General features: G+C 64.3%; 18 protein-coding genes. 10 read left to right on the plus strand and 8 right to left on the minus strand.

All coding sequences use genetic code 11. The features are described 5' to 3' along the window. Positions 1–10 precede the first annotated feature (10 nt). The 4 genes from mglA to ACPW74_RS18800 all read right to left on the minus strand — a co-directional run bounded on the left by mglA (position 11) and on the right by ACPW74_RS18800 (position 7,513). A complete protein-coding gene (gene mglA / locus ACPW74_RS18785; RefSeq protein WP_010676015.1) occupies positions 11–1,531 on the minus strand; it encodes a galactose/methyl galactoside ABC transporter ATP-binding protein MglA in 1,521 nt (506 codons plus the stop codon). Between the two features lie 53 nt (positions 1,532–1,584). Further along, positions 1,585–2,571 (minus strand): galactose/glucose ABC transporter substrate-binding protein MglB, encoded by a 987-nt coding sequence (gene mglB / locus ACPW74_RS18790; RefSeq protein WP_010676016.1) that lies wholly within the window; start codon positions 2,569–2,571, stop codon positions 1,585–1,587. A gap of 219 nt (positions 2,572–2,790) precedes the next feature. After that, positions 2,791–5,865 carry a beta-galactosidase gene (locus ACPW74_RS18795; RefSeq protein ID WP_279982113.1) on the minus strand — a complete coding sequence of 1,025 codons (3,075 nt, stop codon included), beginning with the start codon at positions 5,863–5,865 and terminating at the stop codon, positions 2,791–2,793. A gap of 643 nt (positions 5,866–6,508) precedes the next feature. Then, positions 6,509–7,513, minus strand: a complete 1,005-nt coding sequence (locus ACPW74_RS18800) for a substrate-binding domain-containing protein (RefSeq protein WP_010676018.1) — start codon at positions 7,511–7,513, stop codon at positions 6,509–6,511. Between the two features lie 216 nt (positions 7,514–7,729). On the opposite strand from ACPW74_RS18800, the gene galE reads away from it, so the two are divergent. From galE to bacA, 6 genes are all read left to right on the plus strand, one after another. Beyond that, entirely contained in the window at positions 7,730–8,743 is a 1,014-nt protein-coding gene (gene galE / locus ACPW74_RS18805; RefSeq protein WP_279982114.1) for a UDP-glucose 4-epimerase GalE, read from the plus strand. A 49-nt stretch (positions 8,744–8,792) separates the two neighbouring features. Continuing rightward, the gene (locus ACPW74_RS18810; RefSeq protein WP_202040182.1) at positions 8,793–9,851 is read left to right on the plus strand and encodes a UDP-glucose--hexose-1-phosphate uridylyltransferase; all 1,059 of its coding nucleotides are present in this window, start codon (positions 8,793–8,795) and stop codon (positions 9,849–9,851) included. Continuing rightward, complete coding sequence (galK, locus tag ACPW74_RS18815) at positions 9,848–10,996, plus strand: galactokinase (protein WP_279982116.1); 1,149 nt, start codon at positions 9,848–9,850, stop codon at positions 10,994–10,996. Before ACPW74_RS18810 ends, galK begins: the two co-directional genes overlap by 4 nt. Positions 10,997–11,083: 87 nt before the next feature. After that, complete coding sequence (locus ACPW74_RS18820; protein WP_410487742.1) at positions 11,084–12,091, plus strand: galactose-1-epimerase; 1,008 nt, start codon at positions 11,084–11,086, stop codon at positions 12,089–12,091. 149 nt (positions 12,092–12,240) lie between these two features. Then, a complete protein-coding gene (locus ACPW74_RS18825; protein ID WP_279982118.1) occupies positions 12,241–13,236 on the plus strand; it encodes an aldo/keto reductase in 996 nt (331 codons plus the stop codon). Positions 13,237–13,489: 253 nt separating this feature from the next. After that, complete coding sequence (gene bacA / locus ACPW74_RS18830; protein ID WP_010676024.1) at positions 13,490–14,305, plus strand: undecaprenyl-diphosphate phosphatase; 816 nt, start codon at positions 13,490–13,492, stop codon at positions 14,303–14,305. 111 nt (positions 14,306–14,416) lie between these two features. Here bacA and ACPW74_RS18835 read toward each other — a convergent pair whose 3' ends face one another. From ACPW74_RS18835 to ACPW74_RS18845, 3 genes are all read right to left on the minus strand, one after another. Then, positions 14,417–15,082, minus strand: coding sequence for a ChrR family anti-sigma-E factor (locus tag ACPW74_RS18835; RefSeq protein WP_425858431.1), 666 nt, complete (start codon positions 15,080–15,082; stop codon positions 14,417–14,419). Further along, positions 15,075–15,644 (minus strand): sigma-70 family RNA polymerase sigma factor, encoded by a 570-nt coding sequence (locus ACPW74_RS18840; RefSeq protein WP_010676026.1) that lies wholly within the window; start codon positions 15,642–15,644, stop codon positions 15,075–15,077. The genes ACPW74_RS18835 and ACPW74_RS18840 overlap by 8 nt, the downstream gene beginning before the upstream one ends. Positions 15,645–15,768: 124 nt before the next feature. After that, entirely contained in the window at positions 15,769–16,335 is a 567-nt protein-coding gene (locus ACPW74_RS18845) for an LON peptidase substrate-binding domain-containing protein (protein ID WP_010676027.1), read from the minus strand. Positions 16,336–16,650: 315 nt separating this feature from the next. Between ACPW74_RS18845 and argS the strand changes: the two genes are divergently transcribed. The 4 genes from argS to hslU all read left to right on the plus strand — a co-directional run bounded on the left by argS (position 16,651) and on the right by hslU (position 21,389). Further along, entirely contained in the window at positions 16,651–18,396 is a 1,746-nt protein-coding gene (gene argS, locus ACPW74_RS18850) for an arginine--tRNA ligase (RefSeq protein ID WP_139700638.1), read from the plus strand. A gap of 3 nt (positions 18,397–18,399) precedes the next feature. Further along, entirely contained in the window at positions 18,400–19,248 is an 849-nt protein-coding gene (locus ACPW74_RS18855; RefSeq protein WP_010676029.1) for an SPOR domain-containing protein, read from the plus strand. A gap of 186 nt (positions 19,249–19,434) precedes the next feature. Further along, a complete protein-coding gene (gene hslV, locus ACPW74_RS18860; RefSeq protein ID WP_005306539.1) occupies positions 19,435–19,968 on the plus strand; it encodes an ATP-dependent protease subunit HslV in 534 nt (177 codons plus the stop codon). A 92-nt stretch (positions 19,969–20,060) separates the two neighbouring features. Further along, the gene (gene hslU / locus ACPW74_RS18865; RefSeq protein ID WP_010676031.1) at positions 20,061–21,389 is read left to right on the plus strand and encodes an HslU--HslV peptidase ATPase subunit; all 1,329 of its coding nucleotides are present in this window, start codon (positions 20,061–20,063) and stop codon (positions 21,387–21,389) included. 88 nt (positions 21,390–21,477) lie between these two features. On the opposite strand, the gene ACPW74_RS18870 is transcribed toward hslU, so the two are convergent. After that, a complete protein-coding gene (locus ACPW74_RS18870; RefSeq protein WP_425858432.1) occupies positions 21,478–22,902 on the minus strand; it encodes an MFS transporter in 1,425 nt (474 codons plus the stop codon). Between the last annotated feature and the right edge of the window lie 52 nt (positions 22,903–22,954).

Here is a 22,954-nt window from a genome sequence, read left to right on the forward strand (position 1 = left end):
CTTCCTGTCTTTATAGGTACAGAGATGCCAGGCGCAGGATCTCGCTCTGGTCAGTTTCTTTGGTGTTGACGATCCCCGCGACCCGGCCATTGCTCATGACCATGATGCGGTCCGTGATGCCGAGCAGTTCCGGCATTTCGGAGGAGATGATGACGATGCCCTTGTCCTTCTTCGCCAGCTCCAGGATGAGCTGGTAGATCTCGAACTTGGCGCCGACGTCGATACCCCGGGTCGGTTCATCCAGCATCAGGATCTCGGGCTGGGTCAGCAGCCAGCGACCGATGATCACCTTCTGCTGGTTGCCACCGGAGAGGGAGCCGATCTGGGTCTGCTGGGTCGGTGTCTTGACCCGCATGGAGTCGATGACCCACTGGGTATCGCTCTTCATCTTGTTGTCGCTGAGCAGCCCCATGGATCCCTTGTAGTTGTCCATGTTGGCGATCAGGGAGTTGAAGGCGATGTCGAGGCGTGAATAGATCCCGGTAGAGCGGCGCTCCTCGGTCACCAGGGCGAAGCCGTTCTGGATCGCCTCGTGGGCGTTGTGGTTCGCCACCTCTTTGCCGTGCAGCTTGATGGTCCCTTCGCTGCGATCGCGGATGCCGAACAGGGTCTCCACGATGTCGGTGCGCTTGGCCCCCACCAGACCGGCGATGCCGAGGATCTCCCCCTTGTGCAGGTTGAAGGTCACGTCCTTGATGGAAGGCTGGTTCTTGGCCGTCAGGTGCTCGACCTCGAGGATCACCTCTTTGGGCTGGTTGGTTTTTTCCGGGAAGCGCTGGGTGAGCTCGCGGCCGACCATCATGCCGATGATCTGATCCATGGTCATGCCCTTGAGGGGCTGGGTCGCCACCCACTGGCCATCCCGCAATATGGTGATCTCGTCACAGAGCTGGAAGATTTCTTCCATCTTGTGGGAGATGTAGACGATGCCGCACCCCTTCTCCTTGAGCTTGTTGATGATCTTGAAGAGGTGGTTGACCTCTTTCTCGGTCAGGGAGGAGGTGGGTTCGTCCATGATGACGATCTTGGCGTCATAGGAGAATGCCTTGGCAATCTCGATCATCTGCATCTGGGAAACCGACAGGGTGCCGACCTTGACCCTGGGGTCGATGTCGATGTCCAGCTCCTCGAAGATATGCTTGGTGTCCTGATACATCTTGCCGTGGTCGACAAACAGTCCCTTGGTGGGATAGCGGCCGAGCCACATGTTGTCCATCACGGTGCGTTGCAGTACCAGGTTCAGCTCCTGGTGCACCATGGAAACGCCATTCTCCAGCGCCTCTTTGGACGAGGTGAAGTTGATCTCCTGTCCCTTGAAGAAGATCTTGCCCTGATCCTTCTCGTAGATGCCGAACAGGCACTTGAGCAGCGTGGACTTCCCTGCGCCATTCTCGCCCATCAACGCATGCACAGAATGAGGACGGACCCGTAAATTGACATTATCGAGTGCCTTGACGCCAGGAAAGCTCTTACTGACGTCAATCATCTCCAACAGCCATTCTGATTGTTGCCGTGTTGTCATATCAGCCATCACATCTGGTTGAAAAGAGGGCAAGGGGATCTCCCTTGCCCTGAGGGGAGGAATTACTCGAATTGGGACAGGTTGTCTTTGTCTACGCCCACGTAGGCAACGCGGACGACCTTGTTGTCGATCTTCCAGTTGGTGCCTTCACCGGCCGGCTTGCCTTCGGCCAGGTTCTTGGTCAGCTCGAAGGTGGCCTTGGCCTGGTTGGCCGCATCGTTCAGCACGGTACCAGCCATGGCACCGCTCTTGACCATGGCCAGGGCTTCCGGCAGGGCATCAACACCGAACACCGGGATGGCGGTCTTGCCCTGGGCCTTCAGGGATTCCACGGCGCCCATCGCCATGCCGTCGTTGTTGGCGATGACCACTTCGATCTTGTTGGCGTTCGGACCGGAGATCCAGGCGTCCATCTTGTCCTTGGCCATGGCGGTATCCCACATACCGGTATCCATGTGCAGTTGCTCGGTCTTGATGCCGCCATCGTTCAGGGTCTTGACGACGTAGGTGGTGCGTGCTTCCGCATCCGGGTGGCCAGGCTCACCCTTGAGCAGCACGAACTGGATGACGCCATCCTTGTTCAGATCCCACTCGGGGTGCGCTTTCCAGTGCTTGGCGATCAGCTGGCCCTGGATGATGCCGGACTCCTTGGAGTCGGTGCCCACGTAGTAGGCCTTGTCATAGCTGGCCAGGTCGGCCGCGCTCGGTTCCTTGTTGTAGAAGACCACGGGGATCTCGTCCGCACGGGCTTTCTCAATCACGACAGGGGCCGCCGCCGGGTCAACCAGGTTGATGGCCAGGGCCTTCACGCCCTTGGCCAGCAGTACATCGATCTGGTCGTTCTGCTTGGACTGGTCGTTCTGGGAGTCGTTCATCAGCAGTTCCACACCCGGGGTGGCCGCCGCTTCTTTCTCGATGGCCTTGCGCACCACGGCCATGAAGTTGTCGTCGTACTTGTAGACGGTGACCCCGATACGGGTATCGGCCTGGGCTTGGGCTCCCGCCATCAGTCCCATCAGCAAGGTGGCAACTGTCGTGAGTTTTTTCATTGTTATGCTCCGATCTCTATCTGTTTTTTGTAGGGAATGCTGTACACCGTTTGAGCTGGCGCCAGCCTAATGTAATCAGTTTGTTGTGAGGCGGTCTGTGATCCTGGCAACAAAATGAAAACGTTTACACTCTGTTACATAGCCGTAATATTGTTAAAAATTAAATAGTTACGTGAGAAACCGCCTTTGAGTCTCGCCATCTCGCGACGGCGGGTCCGGCTAGCGCAGACGGCAGTGCCACTGATAACGCCCCGGCAACAGCCAGAACTCGGGCCGCACGCTCTGGCTCCAGGAGTCGTCGCCTCCCACCCCCATGTGGAAGCCATCGAGGCACAGGTGCGTGCCCCCCAGGGCCGCCAGATCGGTCTGGTGACGGGCTTCGGCCAGCTGCTGCTGACTGTAGCGGCTGACACTGAAGTGGAAGCGCCCCTCCACCGCCAGATCCCCCAGTTGCAGTGCGCGGGTATCGCAGCGCAGTCCGTTGTCGGTCGGGAAGACATAAGGGGTGTGCAACGCCTCGATGGGCAATTGCCAGCGACCGAGATCGGCGGCGAGCCGGCGATCCGGGTAATTCTCGTGGGGGCCAAGCCCCAGCCAGCTCACCGGGGCACCTTCGGCCGGTTCATCAGCCAGCCAGAGCCGGGCACCGATGCGCGGCAGGGAGGGCATGTCGGCGGCCACCTCCACCTCGATGGCGAGGTGCATGGCGCCCTCCCCGTCCACCCTGTGATGCCAGCGGGTCAGGATCTTCGGTTCGTCACCCACGAAGTAGCCGTGGTGCGCCGTGATGAGACCCAGCTCCGGACTCGCCTCCAGGCCGAGACAGCGGTGCTGCAGATCATTGAGTCCGGCCTCCTGCCAGCGGGCAATCCAGGCGTTGGGATCGGCGTGATCCGCCTCGCTGGTGCCGATATCGTTGTCGAGCGGCGCCCGATAGAAATGATCGGCGATGGCGTCGCGCAGCCGCTCGCGGCCCTGCTTCTGCCAGCTGACGATGCGACCACTGGCCTTGTCGAGCTGCCACAGGGAATCTGCGGCGCCAAGCACCCAGTGATCGCGCTGCTCGGTCAGGCTGACCGCCAGGCAGGCCGACGGCAGCGCCAGGGGCGCGGGCAACAGGCATTGCTGGCGAGCCACCTCGTGACCCGCTCCGGCCCAGGCCGTGGCGGTGGGCTGCACGATGGCGAGATCCAGCCAGGCGAGCGCCCCCGGCGCAAAGGCCGGCAGTTGCTCCAGCAGGGTCAGCGTCACGCTCCCCCGGGGGGCCAGCGCGAGCGGGCATTCACCCTGGCTCACCACCACGCCGTCTTCACACAGACGCCACTGCAGAGTCTCGTTATCCGTCTCGCGGAACAGGTATTCGCTGCGGATCTCCACCGTCAGCGGCTGGCGACCCTGCAGGGTAAGAACAAAGGGCTGCTGGGCACGCCGGGCTTCAAACAGGGAGGGATGGGGGGTGCGATCGGGGAACAGCAGGCCGTTGCAGCAGAACTGGCGATCGTTGGGAGTGTCGCCGAAATCGCCACCATAGGCCCAGAAATGGCGGCCATCGTCGGCCTGCTTGTCCAGCCCCTGATCGACCCAATCCCAGACAAACCCACCCTGCAGCCGCGGATGATCGCGAAATGCCTGCCAGTAATGGGCATAGCCCCCCAGGCTGTTGCCCATGGCGTGGGCGTATTCGCACAGGATCAACGGCCGGGTCTCTTCCGGCAGGCCGATCCACTTGGCCAGTGCCCACTTGGGCACCGCCGGGAAGGGTTGATCCTGATGGGTACGGGCATACATGGGGCAGATGATGTCGGTGGCCGGGGTGTCGGCCCCGCCCCCTTCGTACTGCACCGGGCGGCTGGGATCAGCCCCCTTCACCCAGCGATACATAGCGTCGTGGGCCGGGCCATAACCTGATTCGTTCCCCAGGGACCAGATGATGATGCAGGGGTGGTTGAAGTCCCGGGCCACCATACGGGTGACCCGCTCCAGAAAGGCGTTGCTCCAGGCGGGATCCCGCGCCAGCCGCCCCATGGGGGTCATGCCGTGGGTCTCCAGGTTCGCCTCGTCCACCACATAGAGGCCGAGCCGGTCGCACAGGCGATAGAGTTCGGGTTGATTGGGATAGTGGGAGCAGCGCACCGCGTTGAAGTTGTGCCGCTTCATCAGCAGCAGATCCTGCTCCATGTCGGCCGGGGTCACCACGTGACCCGTGGCGGGATGGTGTTCATGGCGATTGGCACCACGAATCAGCAGGGGCTGGCCGTTGACCCGCAGCAGGCCGCCACGGATCTCCACCGCCCGAAAGCCCACGTCATGGGCCTCGCTCTCGAGGACGCTTCCCTGCTCGTCCAGCAGAGTCAAGGTCAGGCGATAGAGGTGCGGGGTCTCGGCGCTCCACTTGTGTGGCGCCGTTACCGTCAGCCACAACTCGGCGCGATCGTCATACACCCCTTTCTCGTCGATGGCCTGGGTGCCAATCTGCTGGCGCAGGGTCGCCACCCGCTCGTCGCCATCATAGAGGTTGGCCTCCACCGACAGACCGGCTCCGTTGGCCGCCTGCAATTCAACCTTGAGGAGGGCATCCCGGTAGCAGGCGTCGAGCTCGGGCGTCACCCGGATATCCATCAGATGACGGGCCGGTTTGTGCAGCAGGCTGACTGAGCGGAAGATGCCGCTCATGCGCCACATGTCCTGATCTTCCAGATAGGAGCCGTCAGACCAGCGCAGCACCAGGACGGCGAGGCGGTTGGCCCCGACCTGAAGGAAGGGGGTCAGATCGAATTCCGCCGGCAGCCGGCTGTCCTGGGAGTAACCGACCCAGCGGCCGTTGCAGAAGAGGTGAAACGCGCTGTCCACCCCGTCGAAGATGATCCGGGTCTGCCCCTCGGCCAGCCAGTCCGCAGCAACGGTGAACTCGCGGGAGTAGCAACCGGTGGGATTCTCGGCAGGCACCCGGGGCGGGTCGCAGGGAAAGGGGTATTTGATGTTGGTGTAGATGGGTACATCCGTGACGGGCCGCGCCCCCGGGTAGGCCGCAGCCAGTTGCCAGTTGCCCGGCACCTTGATGGGACAGGCATCCGGCAGATCCTCCACCAGCCACTGCTCCGGCACCCGCTCCGGGGCCTCGAACCAGGAGAACTGCCACTCGCCGTCCAGCAGCAGGCGGGAAGGTGACAACCCCCCCATCCTGGCTTCCCCTTCACTGCGCCAACTGGACAAGGGGGTATGGGCTGGCAACCGGTTCACGGCGGTGATCCCCTGGGTCTGCCAATCCTGACGGGCCACTATCTCCCTGAGCATGCTTCACTTCTCCCTGCATTCACGCTGAAAACCACTGCAGTGTAGGAGAGTTTTGCCCGGTGATCGGCGATCCCGCTCACACAGATGTAAACGATTACACTCATTTTGTTAAGTAAAACGGAGTAAAAATCGGATAAATCCGGGTAAATGACCCCACGGGGGAAAAAGCGAACCTTCGGAAGGGCAAAAGATGCCCGGGAGTGTGAAACCGGGAGGCAATGGCCGAGCCAGCGGAGCAAGCCATGGCAAAGACCCGACATCGCGCCCCCCTCGCCTCATCAGGCGCTGGAGCGCCTCAACCCGGTTCCGGGCACGCAGCCGGGCCTCTCGAAGGAGCGTGCAGAGGCCACGATCGCCCTGCCCGGCGCAGAGAAAAGCCATGACGGGCGTCTGGCAGGATCTGGCCGGAAGTGAGGCTCGGCAGGCCGGGGGAGAGGGGCTCGTGACAGACGAGCGGGAAGAGCTGCCGAGTTCGGCAGGCAGGGAGCGTGAGGGGACCGTTGTCACTCCTCAGACAGTCCTTTATGGTCTGCGCTAGCCATGCTCTGAGCTATCTATCGTCTGAGCTATGGGGGCGCTTTATATGCTGCAGTACGGGTTCGCCAGGTGCAGCGCTTGCGCCGACGGGGCGCAAGCGCTGCGATCAGGACCTGACGGGAGCGACCGAATGGCGGTTGATCAGGGTGGGGGTATAGATGCGGCTCTGCACCGATTCGCTCTCCCCTGCGGCGAGTTGCAGCGCCAGCTTGGCCGCCTGGGCCGCCATCAGCTCGATGGGATAGCGCATGGTGGAGAGCTTGGGTCTCAGGTATCTGGCGTAGATGATGTCATCGAACCCTACCACCGACACCTCTTCCGGCACCTTGAGGCCGTTGTCCGCCAGCACAGAGATGGCCCCTGCCGCCATGGCGTCGTTGTAGGCCACCACCGCCGTGATGGGCAACCCCTTGGCCAGCAGGTTGAGCATGGCGCGCTCGCCCCCCTCTTCATTGGGCATGCCGCTCTCCACCAGCTCGGGATCGGCGAAGACCTCCGCCTCCGCCAGGGCATCCTGATAGCCTTGGTGGCGCAACAGCGCATCCTCGATGGCGTGATCCGAGCTCAGGAAGGCGATATGGCGGTGGCCGAGATCCAGCAGATGACGGGTGGCAGTCGCCGCACCCTGGCGGTTGTTGAGAGCGATGCAGCGCCCCCTCAGACTCGGAATGTCGCGGTTGATCAGCACCATGCCGGGGGCGCGCAGGGCGTAGTCGACCAGCTCCTCGTCGCCGAGCGCCTTGCTGTGCACCACCAGTGCCTCGCAGCGTTTGCCGATGAGCAACTCGATGGCCTCCCGCTCCTGCTGGGCGCGGTGAAAACCATTACCCATCAACAGGTGCAAGCCCTGCTCCACTGCCACCGCAGCGACCCCTTTGACCAGGGCGCCGAAGAAAGGATCCGCCACGTCGCCCACCACCACTCCCATGGTGTCACAGGTCTGGCTGACCAGGGCCCGCGCGTTGGCGTTGGGGGTATAGCCCAGCTCGGCCATGGCCTTCAGCACCACCTCGCGGGAGGCGGCACTGGCCTTGGGTGAGTTGTTCATCACCCGTGAAACCGTTGCCACTGACACATTGGCCAAACGGGCGACATCCTTGATGGTGCTCATGCTGTTTTCACTTATTTCACGCTGCAACTGGCCGCATTATACCGTTCAATGTCACTGATAACAGGGGGAAAAATCAGAACTTGCCACATTGGTCGATGAAAACAAGTGTAATCGTTTACACATATTTGTTAAGCAGCTCACAGTTTGCCCGTCAGCCCCTCGGCTAGACTCCTGCTCAGGCTTTCCTGATGCGAGGAGTTGAGGGTGGAACAACGGATGAAAGTACTGGTCACCGGCGGTTGCGGCTACATCGGCAGCCACACCTGTCTGGCCTTGCAGGCCGCAGGCATGGAGCCCGTGGTGGTAGACAACCTCTGCAACAGTAAGGCGGGCGTCCTGACCCGTGTCGCCGCCATCAGCGGGCGCGAGCCCCGCTTCTACGAGGGGGACATCCGTGACCCGGCCCTGCTGGATCGCATCTTCAGCGAGCAGCACATCGACGCCGTGATCCACTTCGCCGCCCTCAAGGCGGTCGGCGAGTCGACCCGCATCCCGCTGGACTACTACGAGAACAACCTGAGCGGCACCCTGGTATTGCTGCAGGCGATGAAACGGGCCGGGGTACGCAATCTGGTGTTCAGCTCGTCGGCCACCGTCTACGGCGATCCCGCCAGCACCCCGATCCGGGAGGATTTCCCCCGCAGCGCCACCAACCCCTATGGCCGATCCAAGCTGATCATCGAGGAGATCCTCGAGGATCTGCAGCGGGCCGAGCCCCACTGGAGCATGACCCTGCTGCGCTATTTCAACCCCGTCGGCGCCCACGAGTCCGGCACTCTGGGGGAGGATCCCCAGGGCATCCCCAACAATCTGATGCCGTTTTTGACCCAGGTCGCCATCGGCCGGCGCGACTGCCTCTCGGTCTTTGGTAACGATTACCCAACCATCGACGGCACCGGGGTGCGCGACTACATCCATGTGATGGATCTCGCCGAAGGGCACGTCAAGGCTCTGGAACACTGCGCCGGACGGGGCGGTGTCCACGCCTACAACCTGGGCACGGGCCAGGGCCAGAGCGTGTTGCAGATGGTCGCAGCGTTCGAGGCTGCCTGCGGTCGGCCCCTTCCCTACCGGATCGAGCCACGGCGCCCCGGCGACATCGCCGAGTGCTGGGCCGATCCCGCCAAGGCCGCTCGGGAACTGGGCTGGCACGCCAGCCGGGATCTCGCTGCCATGTGCGCCGACAGCTGGCGCTGGCAGTCCGCCAACCCCAATGGTTACGAGGCGTAGGCCCTGGCCTGCGCCTTCGGATGTATTCAACTCACACACTGGAGTGATGATGTTCAACCCCGTTGATCACCCCCACCGCCGCTTCAACCCGCTCACCGGCCAGTACGTGCTGGTCTCCCCTCACAGGGCCAAGCGCCCCTGGCAAGGCCAGGTCGAGAAGGTGAGCCAGGCGCCGAGCCAGGCCCATGATCCCGACTGCTTCCTCTGTGCGGGCAACACCCGGGTGACCGGCGATATCAACCCCGACTATCAGGGCACCTTCGTCTTTACCAACGACTTCGCCGCCCTGATGCAGGACACCCCGGCCGCTGACGCGGCGCCGGATCCCCTGCTGAAGCTGGAAGCCGCCCGGGGCACCAGCCGGGTCATCTGCTTCTCGCCGGATCACGGCAAGACCCTGCCCGAGCTGCCCCTGCCCGCCATCGAAGGGGTGATCACCACCTGGATGGACCAGGTGGCCGAGCTCTCTGACCAGTGGGAATGGGTGCAAGTCTTTGAAAACAAGGGCGCCGTCATGGGCTGCTCCAACCCGCACCCTCATGGCCAGCTCTGGGGCAGCGACTTCCTGCCCAACGAGATTGCCCGGGAAGAGGCGCACCAGCGCGCCTGGCTGGCCGAACACGGCCGCCCCCTGCTGCTGGACTATGTGGAGCGGGAGCTGGCGGATCGCTCCCGCATCGTGGTGGAGACGGCCCACTGGCTGGCGGTGGTGCCCTTCTGGGCAGCCTGGCCGTTCGAGACCCTGCTGCTGCCCAAGGCCCATGTCCCCTCCATGCTGGATCTCACCCGGGAACAGCAACAGGACCTGGCCATCGCGCTCAAGGAGCTCACCAGCCGCTACGACAACCTGTTCCAGTGCAGCTTCCCCTACTCCATGGGCTGGCACTTCGCCCCGCCCCGTTCCGACTGCCCCGAGGCGTGGCAACTGCACGCCCACTTCTATCCGCCCCTGCTGCGCTCCGCCACGGTGCGCAAATTCATGGTGGGCTTCGAGATGCTGGCCGAAACCCAGCGCGATCTCACCCCGGAACAGGCGGCCGAACGGCTGCGTGCCCTCAGTCCCATCCACTACAACGACCAGAACCAGGCCAACGAGGAGGCCCTATGACCCCGAGCCAGCGCGTCAGCGCCGTGTTTGCCGAGCAGTTTGAGCAACAACCCGACCTGCTGGTTCGGGCTCCAGGCCGCGTCAACCTCATCGGCGAGCACACAGACTACAACGACGGCTTCGTGCTGCCCTGCGCCATCGACTACGAGACCTGCGTCGCCATCGGCCTGCGCGGCGACAACCTGGTCGAAGTGATCGCCGCCGACTACGACAACCAGCGCGACCGATTCAGTCTCGATCAACCCATCGAGCACCACCCCAGCCAGCGCTGGAGCGACTACATCCGCGGCGTGGTGAAACACCTGCAGGCACGGGGCCACGCCCTGCGCGGCCTCAATCTGGTGGTCTCCGGCAACGTGCCTCAGGGGACGGGTCTCTCCTCCTCCGCTTCCCTGGAGGTAGCCATCGGCCAGGCCTTCAAGGAGGCCCAGGGGCTGGCCATCAGCCAGGCGGAAATCGCCCTCAACGGCCAGCAGGCAGAGAACCAGTTCGTCGGCTGCAACTGCGGCATCATGGATCAAATGATCTCCGCGAGCGGCAGGCAGGATCACGCCCTGCTGCTCGATTGCCGTTCCCTGGAGACCCGGCTCATCCCCATGCCCACCGATCTGGCGGTGCTCATCGTCAACTCCAACGTGCGCCGCGGCCTGGTGGACAGCGAATACAACACCCGTCGCCAGCAGTGCGAAACCGCCGCCCGTCACTACGGGGTCAAGGCCCTGCGCGACCTGGATCTGGCCACGCTGGAAGCGGGCAAGGCCGGTCTGGACGAGGCCTGCTATCGCCGTGCCCGCCACGTGGTCGGCGAGAACGCCCGCACTCTGGCGGCGGCCGATGCGCTGGCACAGGGCGATCTGGTGCGCCTCGGCGAGCTGATGGGCCAGTCCCACGCCGCCATGCGCGATGACTTCGAGATCACCGTGCCCCCCATCGACGGCCTGGTGGAGATCATCAAGGCCCGGCTCGGCAGCGAAGGCGGTGTGCGCATGACCGGCGGCGGTTTTGGCGGCTGCGTGGTCGCCCTGCTGCGCCCCGAGAAGGTGGCCGAGGTGATCGCCGTGGTGGAGGCGGAATACCCGGCCCGTTTCGGCCTCAAGGCGGACTGCTACGTCTGCCGTGCCAGCGCAGGGGCCGGCAGACTGTAACGCACGCCTGACAACGGGTGACGCCCCCTGCCCGGCACTCGCGACGTCGGCAGGGGGCGACGGGATCACGACGGGGAACCGCAAACCATGATGAGATTCGAGCTGGAAAACGAGGAGGGACTGCGGCTGCGCGGTCTCACATACGGGGCCACCCTCACCTCCCTCACCCTGCCGGTGGCGGGAGAGCGGCGGGAGGTGTTGCTGGGCTGCGCCGACGAGGCCTACCTCACCCAGCAGGTATGGCTGGGGGCCGTGGCGGGGCGCTTTGCCAACCGCATCGGCGGCGCCCGCCTTGAGCGGGAAGGCCAGTGCTGGACGCTGGACGCCAACCAGGGGGCCAACTGCCTGCACGGCGGGCGCGACGGGTTCCATCGCCGCACCTGGCAGATCAAGGAGCAGGAGGCGGACAGGGTCAAGCTGGCGCTCCTCTCCCGGGCGGGGGATCAGGGCTTTCCCGGCAATCTGAGGGTGAGCCTGGAGTATCGGCTGGAGCAGTGCGATCTGGTGGTCGACTTCTGCGCCAGCACGGACGCCCCCAGCCCGGTCAGCCTCACCAGCCACGCCTACTTCAACCTGGATGGCGGTGGCGACATCCGCCACCACACCATCAGCCTAGACGCCGACCGCTACCTGCCCACGGATGACCAGAGCCTGCCGCTGGCCATCGCCCCGGTGGAAGGCCCCTTCGATCTGCGCGCCCCCCGCCCCATCGGCCAGGCGTGGCTGGACCACCCCCAGCAGCAGTTGGCCAAGGGGTACGATCACGCATTTCTGCTCAACAACAGCGATTTTGAGCCTGCTGATGAGCCGTTTGGTGGGTCCAATCAGCCATGGGCCGCCCGGGTGATCTCGGGGGATGGCAAGCTGGCCATGGCGGTCTACACCAACCAGCCCTCCCTGCAGTTCTACAGCGGCAACTGGCTGACCGGCACACCGGATCGTCAGGGCCGACCCTACCGGGATTACGACGGCTTCTGCCTGGAGGCCCAGCAATTGCCCGACAGCCCGAACCGGCCCGCCCTCGGCGATCCCTGGTTGCTGCCGGGGCAGCGTTATCGCCACCAGACCCGCTATCGCTTTATTCCTGCCCCCTGACAGCCCCGCTCGGGCAGACGAAGGGGCCCGGGCGCGCCGCCACGTCATGGCGGCCCCGGCCCCGATGGCACCACCGAATCAGCCGGGGTGAGGCCCGCCGCAGGGCACGTCGCTCCTCATTGCACACCAGCCCAAGGAACCGCACCGTGATGGATGACAACTACCTCGCCGCCCCCGACCGCTACCAGCGCCAGCCCTACCGACCGGCGGGCCGCCACGGCCTGCGCCTGCCCGGCATCGGCCTCGGGCTTTGGCACAACTTCGGCGCCGGGAGCGATCCCGCCACCGCGAAGGCCATGGTGCACCAGGCGTTCGATCTGGGGATCACCCACTTCGATCTCGCCAACAACTACGGGCCGCCGCCGGGATCTGCCGAACTGACCTTCGGCACGCTGCTCAAGAGGAGCCTGGCTCCCTATCGGGACGAGCTCATCATCGCCAGCAAGGCGGGCTACGTGATGTGGGACGGCCCCTACGGCGATGGCGGCAGCGCCAAGTACCTCTTCGCCAGCCTGCACCAGAGCCTGCGCCGTCTGGGCCTCGACTACGTGGACATCTTCTATCACCACAGGCCGGATCCCCGCACCCCGCTCGAGGAGACCTGCCAGGCCCTGGCCCTGATGGTGCGCCAGGGCAAGGCGCTCTACATCGGCCTCTCCAACTACCCGGCCCCGCTCGCGGCCAAGGCTGCCGCCCGGCTGGCAGAGCTCGGCACCCCCTGCCTGGTCAACCAGCTCAAATACTCCCTGTTCCAACGCGATATTGAGCCCGACACCCTGCCGGCCTGCCGGGAGCACGGCATGGGGGTGGTCGCCTTCTCGCCCCTGGCGGGGGGGCTGCTGAGCGATCGCTACCTGGCGGGCATTCCCGCGGATTCCCGCGCCGCCAGTGCCAGCCTCTTCCTCACGGCGGACCAGATCACCGAGGAGAAGCTCGCCACCGTCCGCGCCCTGCATGCACTGGCCCTGCAACGGGGTCAGTCCCTGTCGCAACTCGCACTGCAATGGGTGCTGCGCGACCCCGTGGTGAGCTGCGCCCTGATCGGCGCCAGCCATCCCCAACAGATAACGAGCGCCGTCGACGCCCTGGGGCAGCCCCCCCTGGACGATGATCTTCAACAGAAAATCCTGTCCATACTGGCCTGACAGCACAAAGAGATCATAAAACAGAGGTCAACTGGCGTGACTGAACTGTCAGAACGTGACGGGGCCGTCATGGCTTCTGACAGCATGTGGCAAGCCGCGCCCTGCATGGTCCGCCAGCGCCCTTTTCCGGCCGGAACAGGGCGCTGAAATCCCCAATATTCACTGGTTGCCCGCGCGATTTTCCGCCATCATTGGCCGCCCCGACCCGTTCGGGGTGATTTTATCCAGACCCCATAACCAAGAGATCTGCACCATGACCGAATCCTACGCCCTGTTCGTCGCCTTTGTGCTGGGCATAGTGGAAGGCCTGACCGAGTTCCTCCCCGTCTCCTCCACTGGCCACATGATCATCGTCGGCCACCTCCTCGGGTTTGAAGGACCCAAGGCCGCCACCTTCGAGGTGGTGATCCAGCTCGGCTCCATCCTGGCAGTGGTCGTCATGTTCTGGCGCCGCCTGTTCGGGCTCATCGGCATTCACTTCGGTCAGAAACCGACCCCGGGCCACGCGACCCTCTCCCTGGTGCACGTCATCCTCGGCATGCTGCCTGCCGTGGTCGTCGGGCTGGCTATCCACAGCTGGATCAAGGCCAATCTGTTCGGGCCGGAAACCGTGATGTATGCCCTGGTGGCTGGTGGCATCCTGCTCATCATCGCCGAAAAGTTCCGCCCCGCCGTGACCGCGGAGACCCTGGACGACATCAGCTACAAGCAGGCCTTCGGCATCGGCCTGTTCCAGTGCCTGGCACTCTGGCCCGGTTTCTCCCGCTCCGGCGCCACCATCAGCGGCGGCATGCTGATGGGCATCAGCCGCCACGCGGCAGCGGAATTCTCCTTCATCATGGCGGTACCCATGATGATCGCGGCCAGCGGCCTGGATCTCTACAAGAGCCGCGATTTCCTCTCCATGGCGGACTTCCCCATGTTTGCGGTGGGCTTCGTCACCGCCTTCGTGGTGGCCATGGTCGCCATCAAGACCTTCCTGGCGCTGATCCGTCGTCTCGACTTCATCCCGTTCGCCATCTACCGCTTCCTGCTGGCCTTCGTCGTCTACCTGGTCTTCGTGGCCTGATGGGCTTCGCCCCCAAGCAACACAAAAGGGACCCGAGGGTCCCTTTTTTCATGCCGTTATACCGCCTCAGTCGCGCGGCAGCCCGCGATCACCGGGCAGCCGTGACCCAACTCAATAGAGGTGCTGGCTGATGCCGTTGAGCAGCCGTGACAACCCCTTGGTGAACTGCACGGGGGCATCCTGCACCGTGTAACAGAGGCAGCCGTCCGGGGTACGGGGGCTGTGGGCGTGGCTGGCGTCACGCCAGATGAAATCCCCCACCTGATAGCGGGTGTCGCCATCCTCGATGGTGCCCGCCAGCAGCAGGGTCAGCTCATATCCCTTGTGGGTGTGCTCCGGGATCCGCCCCCCCGCCTCGATGTGGAGCAGGTTGGCCCGCGCCCCCATCTCGTCCAGGGGCAGGCTGACCTGACGGATGGCCCCGAGATGACGCCACCTGGGGGCATGATGCCGTGCCAATGCCCGCGGCAGCCGGTAACTGTGACCCGCCACCCTGAGCTCTGGCCTCGGGCTCTCGGGAAGGGCGAGCGCCGCCTCCGTCGCCACCGGCTGTTGCAGTATGCCCGCCAGCATGGCATCGAATCCGGCGGGCAGCGCCTCGTCCGGCGCGTCAGGGGCGAGATGCTGGCACGCCAGCGCCTCTTCAAATTCCTTCACCCGGGCGGCGCACTCGGGGCAGAACTCGCAATGGGCGGAGACACCGACGGCCAGCGGCAGAGGCAGCTCGTCGGCGGCGAAGGCGCGCAGCATGGGTTCAGTCGGATGGGTCTTAATCATGGCCTTGCTCCACTTGTTCCTTCAGTTTCTGTAGTGCCAGCCGCAGCCGGGACTTGATGGTGCCAAGGGGCACGCCGAGCCGGTCGGCCAGCTCCTGCTGGGAGAGCTCCTGCAGGTAGATGCCGCGCACCACCTGCTGCTGCGGCTCCGGCAGCGTGGCGACATAGTGGGCCATCTGGCGGGTCAGCACCGCGTCTTCACCGCCGCTCAGGTGCTCCTCTTCGGCCCGGAACTCCAGCAGCGGCCAGATCTCCTCGGCGCAGAGCTCCTCCTTGCTGGCGCGGCGGCGACGCAGCATGTCAAAGCTCTGGTTGCGCATCACTGTGTAGATCCAGGTGGTGGCGGCGCCCTTGTCGGGGTGATAGAGCCGTGCCTTCTGCCAGACCAGCAGCATGGTCTCCTGCACCAGTTCCATGGCGTTGGCTTCGCTGCCGAGGTGGCGCAGCCCGTAGCTGCGGATGCGCGGCGCGAAGTGGTGGAACAGGGTGGCGAAGGCAGCCTTGTCGGCACGCTCGGCCACCCGGACCAGCAAAGATGTGAGGTCGCCGTCTGGGTTGTCCATGGGGGGCGATGTCCTGCGTGGAGCCGATTGTGGTTGGCCAGTATATGCCATTGCGCCATCCCTCGCGTGTGGTGTTCACCCCCAATACGGTGAGCGAGGAAAAAGGATCACCGGGAAGGGGAATTCAATGGCTCGCGACCAGCAGACCGCTCAGCAGGGAGAGGGTGGGCTGGTTGTCCTTGGCCGCCACCAGCCACTGTTTTTGCTCCACCGGGATGGGCAGCACCTCCAGCCAGCGCTGGGCGACCCAGCTCGCATCCTCCCAGTCCGGCTCCGGATAGAGGGCCGCGTACTCCGGATAGTCGTTGAACACATCCTGCAACGCCTTGGCCAGGGAGTGCTGATCCGCCTGGAGCCTGCCGCTCTGCCAGGGGGGAAGGGGCTCCACCTCGCCGACCCGCAGACCGTCCTCTTCCTGCCAGAGATCCGTGATGCGCACCCGCTCCACCCCGAGCACCGTGATGCCGAGCAGACCATCGGGCAGCAGATCGAAATCGATGATGCGCACCCGGGTGGCGATGGGGTACATGTTGCGCAGCGCGTCGGGCTGGCGGGGGTCCAGCATGCAGAGCGCGAACTCCCGCTCCCGGGACTCGGCGATCATGCGCTGGTATCTGGGCTCGAAGATGCGCAGCGGCATGATGCCGCCAGGCAGCAGGTGAGCGGAGAGTGGAAACAGTACCAGTGTCATGGGAATCATCCTCCAACGGCGTCCTCAAAGGATACGACCGCCACGGGAAGCGGGATCATTCAGACCGAATCGGTATAAATAACCCTGTCATAATCAGGGGAAAATAGCCTGGACAAGCCGTTTCGTTATGCAGTAGAAATGGATAACCACCACTTAACCCAAATCAATATCCTGCAATGTGGTGGAAAATGCAGTGAAATATCCGCCACGCCCACGGGTGCGGGCCGTTCCTATAGTTTTCTCGGCCCGATGCGGGTAAAATTCACGCCCTTATCCAGTCAGTCACTTTTCGACGCGCAACCTCGGTGGTCAGTTATGAAAGAGCATATTCATCATCTACTTGAACAAACGGTAGCCAATCTCAAGTCCGCAGGCGTCCTGCCCGCCGACCTGGAAGCCCGGGTGCAAGTAGACCGATGCAAGGAGAAGGCTCACGGCGACCTGGCCACCAACCTGGCCATGCTGCTGGCCAAACCGGCCCGCAAGAATCCCCGCGAGCTGGCCGCTGCCATCATCGAGCACCTGCCTGCCTCCGATCTGATCGCCAAGGTCGAGATCGCCGGCCCCGGCTTCATCAACTTCTTCTTCGACCCGAGCTGGCTGGCCGGTCAGGTGGAAGCCATGGTGACCTCCGACAACGCCAACGTGAAGCTGCCGGCGCCGCAGACCGTGGTGGTGGACTACTCCGCCCCCAACGTGGCCAAGGAGATGGCGGTGCACCACATCCGCTCCACCGTGCTCGGTGACGTGGCCGCCCGCGCCCTCGAATTCCTGGGCCACAAGGTGGTGCGTGCCAACCACATCGGCGACTGGGGCACCCAGTTCGGCATGCTGATCGCCTATCTGGAGAAGATGGCCAACGAGCACGCCTCCGACATGGAGCTCAAGGACCTGGAAGCCTTCTACACCCAGGCCAAGCGTCACTACGACGAAGACGAAGCCTTCGCCGAACGCGCCCGCAACTACGTGGTGAAACTGCAAGGTGGCGATGAGTACTGCCGCACCATGTGGAAGAAGCTGGTCGACATGACCATGGAGCAGAACCAGCGCAACTACGACCGTCTGAACATCTCCCTGTCCAACAAGGACATCATGGGCGAGTCCATGTACAACGACATGCTGCCGCAGATCGTTGCCGACCTGAAAGCCAAGGGGCTGGCAGTCGAGAGCGAAGGGGCCACCGTGGTCTTCCTGGACGAGTTCAAGAACAAGGATGGGGAGCCCATGGGCGTCATCATCCAGAAGAGCGACGGCGGTTTCCTCTACACCACCACCGACATCGCCTGCGCCAAATACCGTTACGAGAGCCTGGGCGCCGACCGGGTCATGTACTTCATCGACTCCCGTCAGCACCAGCACCTGATGCAGGCCTGGACCATCACCCGCAAGGCAGGCTATGTGCCGGAGTCCGTTCCCCTCGAGCACCACGCCTTCGGCATGATGCTGGGCAAGGACGGCCGTCCCTACAAGACCCGCTCCGGCGGCACCGTCAAGCTGGTTGACCTGCTGAACGAAGCGGAAGAGCGCGCCAGCGCCCTGCTGGAGAGCCGCAACAGCGACCTCTCTGCCGAAGAGAAGGCCCAGGTGGTGCACGCCATCGCCATGGGCGCGGTCAAGTATGCGGATCTCTCCAAGAACCGCACCACCGACTACATCTTCGACTGGGATCTGATGCTGTCGTTTGAAGGCAACACCGCCCCCTACCTGCAATACGCCTACACCCGCATCCAGTCCATCTTCCGCAAGGCCGGCGTCGATGCCGACACCCTGAGCGGCAAGGTGGTCCTGAGCGAAGACGCCGAAGAGACCCTGGCCCAGAAGCTGATCCAGTTCTCCGACGCGGTCAACGGCGTGGCGGACAAGGGGATGCCGCACCTGCTCTGTACCTATCTGTACGAGCTCTCCGGCAACTTCATGACCTTCTACGAAGCCTGCCCGATCAACAAGGACGGCGTGGACGAAGCGACCCGCCAGAGCCGTCTGCTGCTGTGCGCCGCCACCGCCAAGGTGCTCAAGCTGGGCCTGGGCGTGCTGGGCATCCACACCCTGGAGCGCATGTAATAGATGGCGACCCGGGATTACGTCGGCAACAGCCCGAGACGACGGGCGGGTGGCCGTAACATCAAGAAAGCGGCCCCTCGCCGCTTTCCTGTTATCCCGGCACTGCTGGCCGGGGCCCTGGTCGTCGGTTTCGGCGCCTTCCTCTACCTCATCAACGGCAAGGGCGCCGATGCCCCCACCATCGAAGAGCAGGTGAAGGCCAACAAACCCAAGGCACAGGGCAATACCCTGCCCCAGGAGAAGTGGAGCTACATCGAGCGGCTGGAGAACAAGCAGGTGGACATCATAGAGCCGCCGCCCCAGCCGGGCGTGCTGCCGCCCCCGCCCGCCGAGACCATGACCCTGCAACCGGAGAAGCTGCCCAAGCCGGTCGCGACCGACATTCCCCAGCCGGGGACCCCCATCGGTCAGGTGAAGCCGTATCAGCCGCAACCGGTGCAGCCGACCAAGCCGGCCACCGGCGCCCCGGTCGCCAGCGCCCGGGAGCAGGTGATCGACCAGAAGGCCGAGCGTGAGCGGATGGAGCGGGAGATCCGCGCCGAACTGGAGCGGGAGCGTGCCGAGGCCGCCAGGGCCAAGGCGGCGACCCAGACTGCACAGACCGCAGCCGCCGACGGCGGCCGCTACATGATGCAGTGTGCCGCCCTACGCTCCCAGGATTCCGCAGAATCCCTCAAGGCGCGCATCGCCTTCACCGCCGGGCTCTCCTCCAGTCTGCAGGTGGTGAACGGGGCCGGTGGCGCCGTCTACAAGGTGATGGTGGGCCCCTTCAACGGCAAGGCGGCGGCCGACGCGGCCAACCGCAAGCTGCAGGGCTCGGGCATCAGCGGCTGCATCCCCAAGAAGGGGTGATCGCCGCGTTCATGCACAGGGCCGGGTGGCAACACCTGGCCCTGTTTCTTTTGGCGCCATCCCGCGCCCACCCGATCCCTCCTCCGCGATCCGTGCTCGGCACAGGCTTGAAAAGCCGTTTTGCCATCCCCATCTTTTCCTCCATGCACAGTCAGGCCGTCATTCGGCTCAAGCGAGGTAAGTAAAGTGACTACCATAGTTTCAGTTCGCCGCAACGGTCAGGTCGTCATCGGTGGCGATGGCCAGGTTTCTCTTGGCAACACCGTCATGAAGGGCAACGCCCGCAAGGTTCATCGCCTCTACAACGGCAAGGTACTGGCTGGTTTCGCCGGCGGCACCGCCGACGCCTTCACCCTGCTCGAGCGCTTCGAAGCCAAACTGCAGGCCCATCAGGGCAACCTGGAGCGCGCCGCCGTGGCGCTGGCCAAGGACTGGCGCACCGATCGCGCCCTGCGCCGCCTCGAAGCCCTGCTGGCCGTCGCCGACGAGCACAAATCCTTCATCATCACCGGCAACGGTGACGTGGTGCAGCCGGAGCACGATCTCATCGCCATCGGCAGCGGCGGCAACTTTGCGCAGTCCGCCGCCATCGCCCTGCTGGAGAACACCGAGCTCGACGCCAAGAGCATTGTCGAGAAGTCCCTCAAGATTGCGGGCGACATCTGTGTGTTCACCAACGGCAACCACACCATCGAAGTGCTGGATTATTCAGCTAAATAAGTCGGCGAAATAGGGCCGCCAAATAAGGCCGCCAGCCAAACCCCATTTTCCAAGGGGTGGGCCCTGCCCGCCCCGGATACAGGAACGCCATCATGTCCGAGATGACCCCGAGAGAAATCGTCCACGAGCTGGACAGACACATCATTGGTCAGGCCGACGCCAAGCGCGCGGTCGCCGTCGCCCTGCGCAACCGCTGGCGTCGGATGCAGCTCTCCGAGGAGATGCGCCACGAGGTGACCCCGAAGAACATCCTGATGATCGGCCCGACCGGTGTCGGCAAGACCGAGATCGCCCGCCGCCTGGCCAAGCTGGCCAACGCCCCCTTCATCAAGGTGGAAGCGACCAAGTTCACCGAAGTGGGCTATGTGGGCAAGGAAGTGGACAGCATCATCCGCGATCTGACCGATGTCGCCATCAAGCTGGTGCGCGAGACCGAGATGGAGAAGATGAAATACCGCGCCGAGGAAGCCGCCGAAGAGCGCATCCTCGACGCCCTGCTGCCCAACCCGCGCAACAGCTGGGGTGAGGAAGAGAAAGCCGACAACTCCAACACCCGCCAGATTTTCCGCAAGAAACTGCGGGAAGGTCAGCTGGATGACAAAGAGATCGAGCTGGATCTGGCCGCCTCCCCCATGGGTGTCGAAATCATGACCCCGCCGGGCATGGAAGAGATGGCCAACCAGTTGCAGGGACTGTTCCAGAACCTGGGCCAGAACCAGAAGAAGAAGCGCAAGATCAAGGTCAAGGAGGCCATGAAGGCGCTGATCGAAGAGGAAGCGGCCCGCCTGGTCAACCCGGAAGAGCTGAAGCAGAAGGCCATCGCCTCCGTCGAGAACAATGGCATCGTCTTCCTCGACGAGATCGACAAGATCTGCAAGCGCGGCGAGAGCTCGGGCCCGGACGTTTCCCGTGAAGGGGTTCAGCGCGACCTGCTGCCGCTGGTCGAGGGCTGCACCGTCAACACCAAGCACGGCATGGTCAAGACCGATCACATCCTGTTTGTCGCCTCCGGTGCCTTCCAGATCGCCAAGCCGTCCGACCTCATCCCCGAGCTGCAGGGCCGTCTGCCGATCCGGGTCGAGCTGACCGCCCTGACCACCGAAGACTTCGAGCGCATCCTGACCGAGCCGAACGCCTCCCTGACCGATCAGTACAAGGCGCTGATGGCCACCGAAGGGGTCAACATCGAGTTCACCCAGGATGGCATCCGCCGTCTGGCCGAAGCGGCCTGGCAGGTCAACGAGCGCACCGAGAACATCGGTGCCCGCCGCCTGCACACCGTGATGGAGCGGCTGATGGAAGACATCTCCTACGACGCCTCCGAGAAGTCCGGCGAGACCTTCGTCATCAACACCGACTACGTCAACGCCCACCTCGGCAAGCTGATTGAAGACGAGGATCTGAGCCGCTTCATTCTGTAACAGGTTGATCGATAACGAGGTGCTGAGCGGTTTACTATCCTGCTCAACCCCATAGCAAGACGCCTCCCCTGTGGAGGCGTCTTCGTTTTCAGCGTTCTCCCGACTCGCAGCCGTCCCGGGCCACATCACCCTGCACGGCACGCTCCTCCCTTCCCGCCAGCCAGAGCGCACTCATCAGCAGCAAGGCCGTCAGGGCGAAGGTGACCCGGGTGGCAAACGCCAGCTCGTCCGCCGTCGCGAGGGCGAGATCGGGCCGCCCCGCCAGGGCGGCGAACAGGCCCCCCAGTCCCGCCGCCCCCGTCAGCTGGCCCAGGTTGCGCGACAGGGTCAGCAGCCCGGCCACGGCGCCACGGCTCGCCCCCTCCACCTCCCCCACCACGGCGCTGTTGTTGGCGGTCTGGAACAGGGCATAGCCGGCGGTGAGCAGCAGGATGGGCAGCAGGTAGCCGAGGGGCCCGAGCGCCCTGTCAAGCAAGGCCAGCAAGACGGCGGCCACCACCATGAGCCCCAGGCCGAGGCGCACCACAGGGGTCGCCCCCACCCTGTCCACCAACCAGCCAGCGGGCATGCCGGACAGCGCCGCCAGCAGGGGGCCCATGGAGATCATCAGCCCCACCGTCCCCATGTCGAGAGCAAAGGCGCCGTGCAGGTAGAAAGGACCGATCAGCAAAGTCGCCACCATGACGCTGGCCACCAGCGCACTGGCGATGATCCCGCCTCTTCGCCTGGACGCCCCCAACAGCGCCAGGGGCAGCAGGGGGCGACGGGCGCCCGAGTCGGCACGCACGAAGAGCACCATGGCGACGAGCGCCCCTATCCCCGGCCAGCCCCCGAGCGGGCTGCCCCGGGTCAGTGCCAGCCCGTAGCAGAGCAGCGCCGTCACCAGCAGCAACAGACTGGTGAGCGGGAGGCCTCCCTCGGCAGAGCCCGCCTCATCCCGGGGCAGATCCCGCCAGGCACACCCCAGCGCCAGCAACGTCAGGGGGAGCAGCAGCAGGAAGGGAGCCTGCCAGCCAAATCCGCCGATCGACAGGCCGCCAAAGGAGGGGCCGAGCGCCGTGCCGCAGGCCGACAGGGTGCCGAGCAATCCCATGCTCCAGCCCCGTCGGGCTGGCGGCACCAGCTCTCCTGCCATGGCCAGCGAGAGCACCAGCATGCAGGCCGCACCCGCCCCTTGCAGGGTGCGAGCTGCAATGAGCCAGCCAATGGAAGGGGCCAGGGCGCACAGCAGGGAAGCCAGCGCAAAGACCCCGGTCCCCCAGAGCAGCAGGCGACGCCGCCCCAGACGATCCCCGAGCCGGCCCGCCACCACCGTCAGACTGGTGATCCCAAGCAGGTAGGCCACCAGCACCCATTGCAGGCTGGCGAAGGGCACGCCGAAGTCCTGCCCCAGGGCAGGCAGCACCAGGTTGGCCATGCTGCCCGCCAGCATGGGCAGCAGGGTGGCGAGCCCGAGCCCCGCGAGACCAAGACGGCGCGTCACGGGAGGGGAAACAAGAAGTGGTGTGGACATGGCAGTCTCTCCGGCAAGTGATGATGCACCCAGGCTAGCGGGGGTAGTGACA

Origin of the sequence: Aeromonas sp. INTO2 (assembly GCF_049860605.1) — a bacterium.
In the GTDB taxonomy this organism is placed as follows: Bacteria; Pseudomonadota; Gammaproteobacteria; order Enterobacterales; family Aeromonadaceae; genus Aeromonas; species Aeromonas caviae.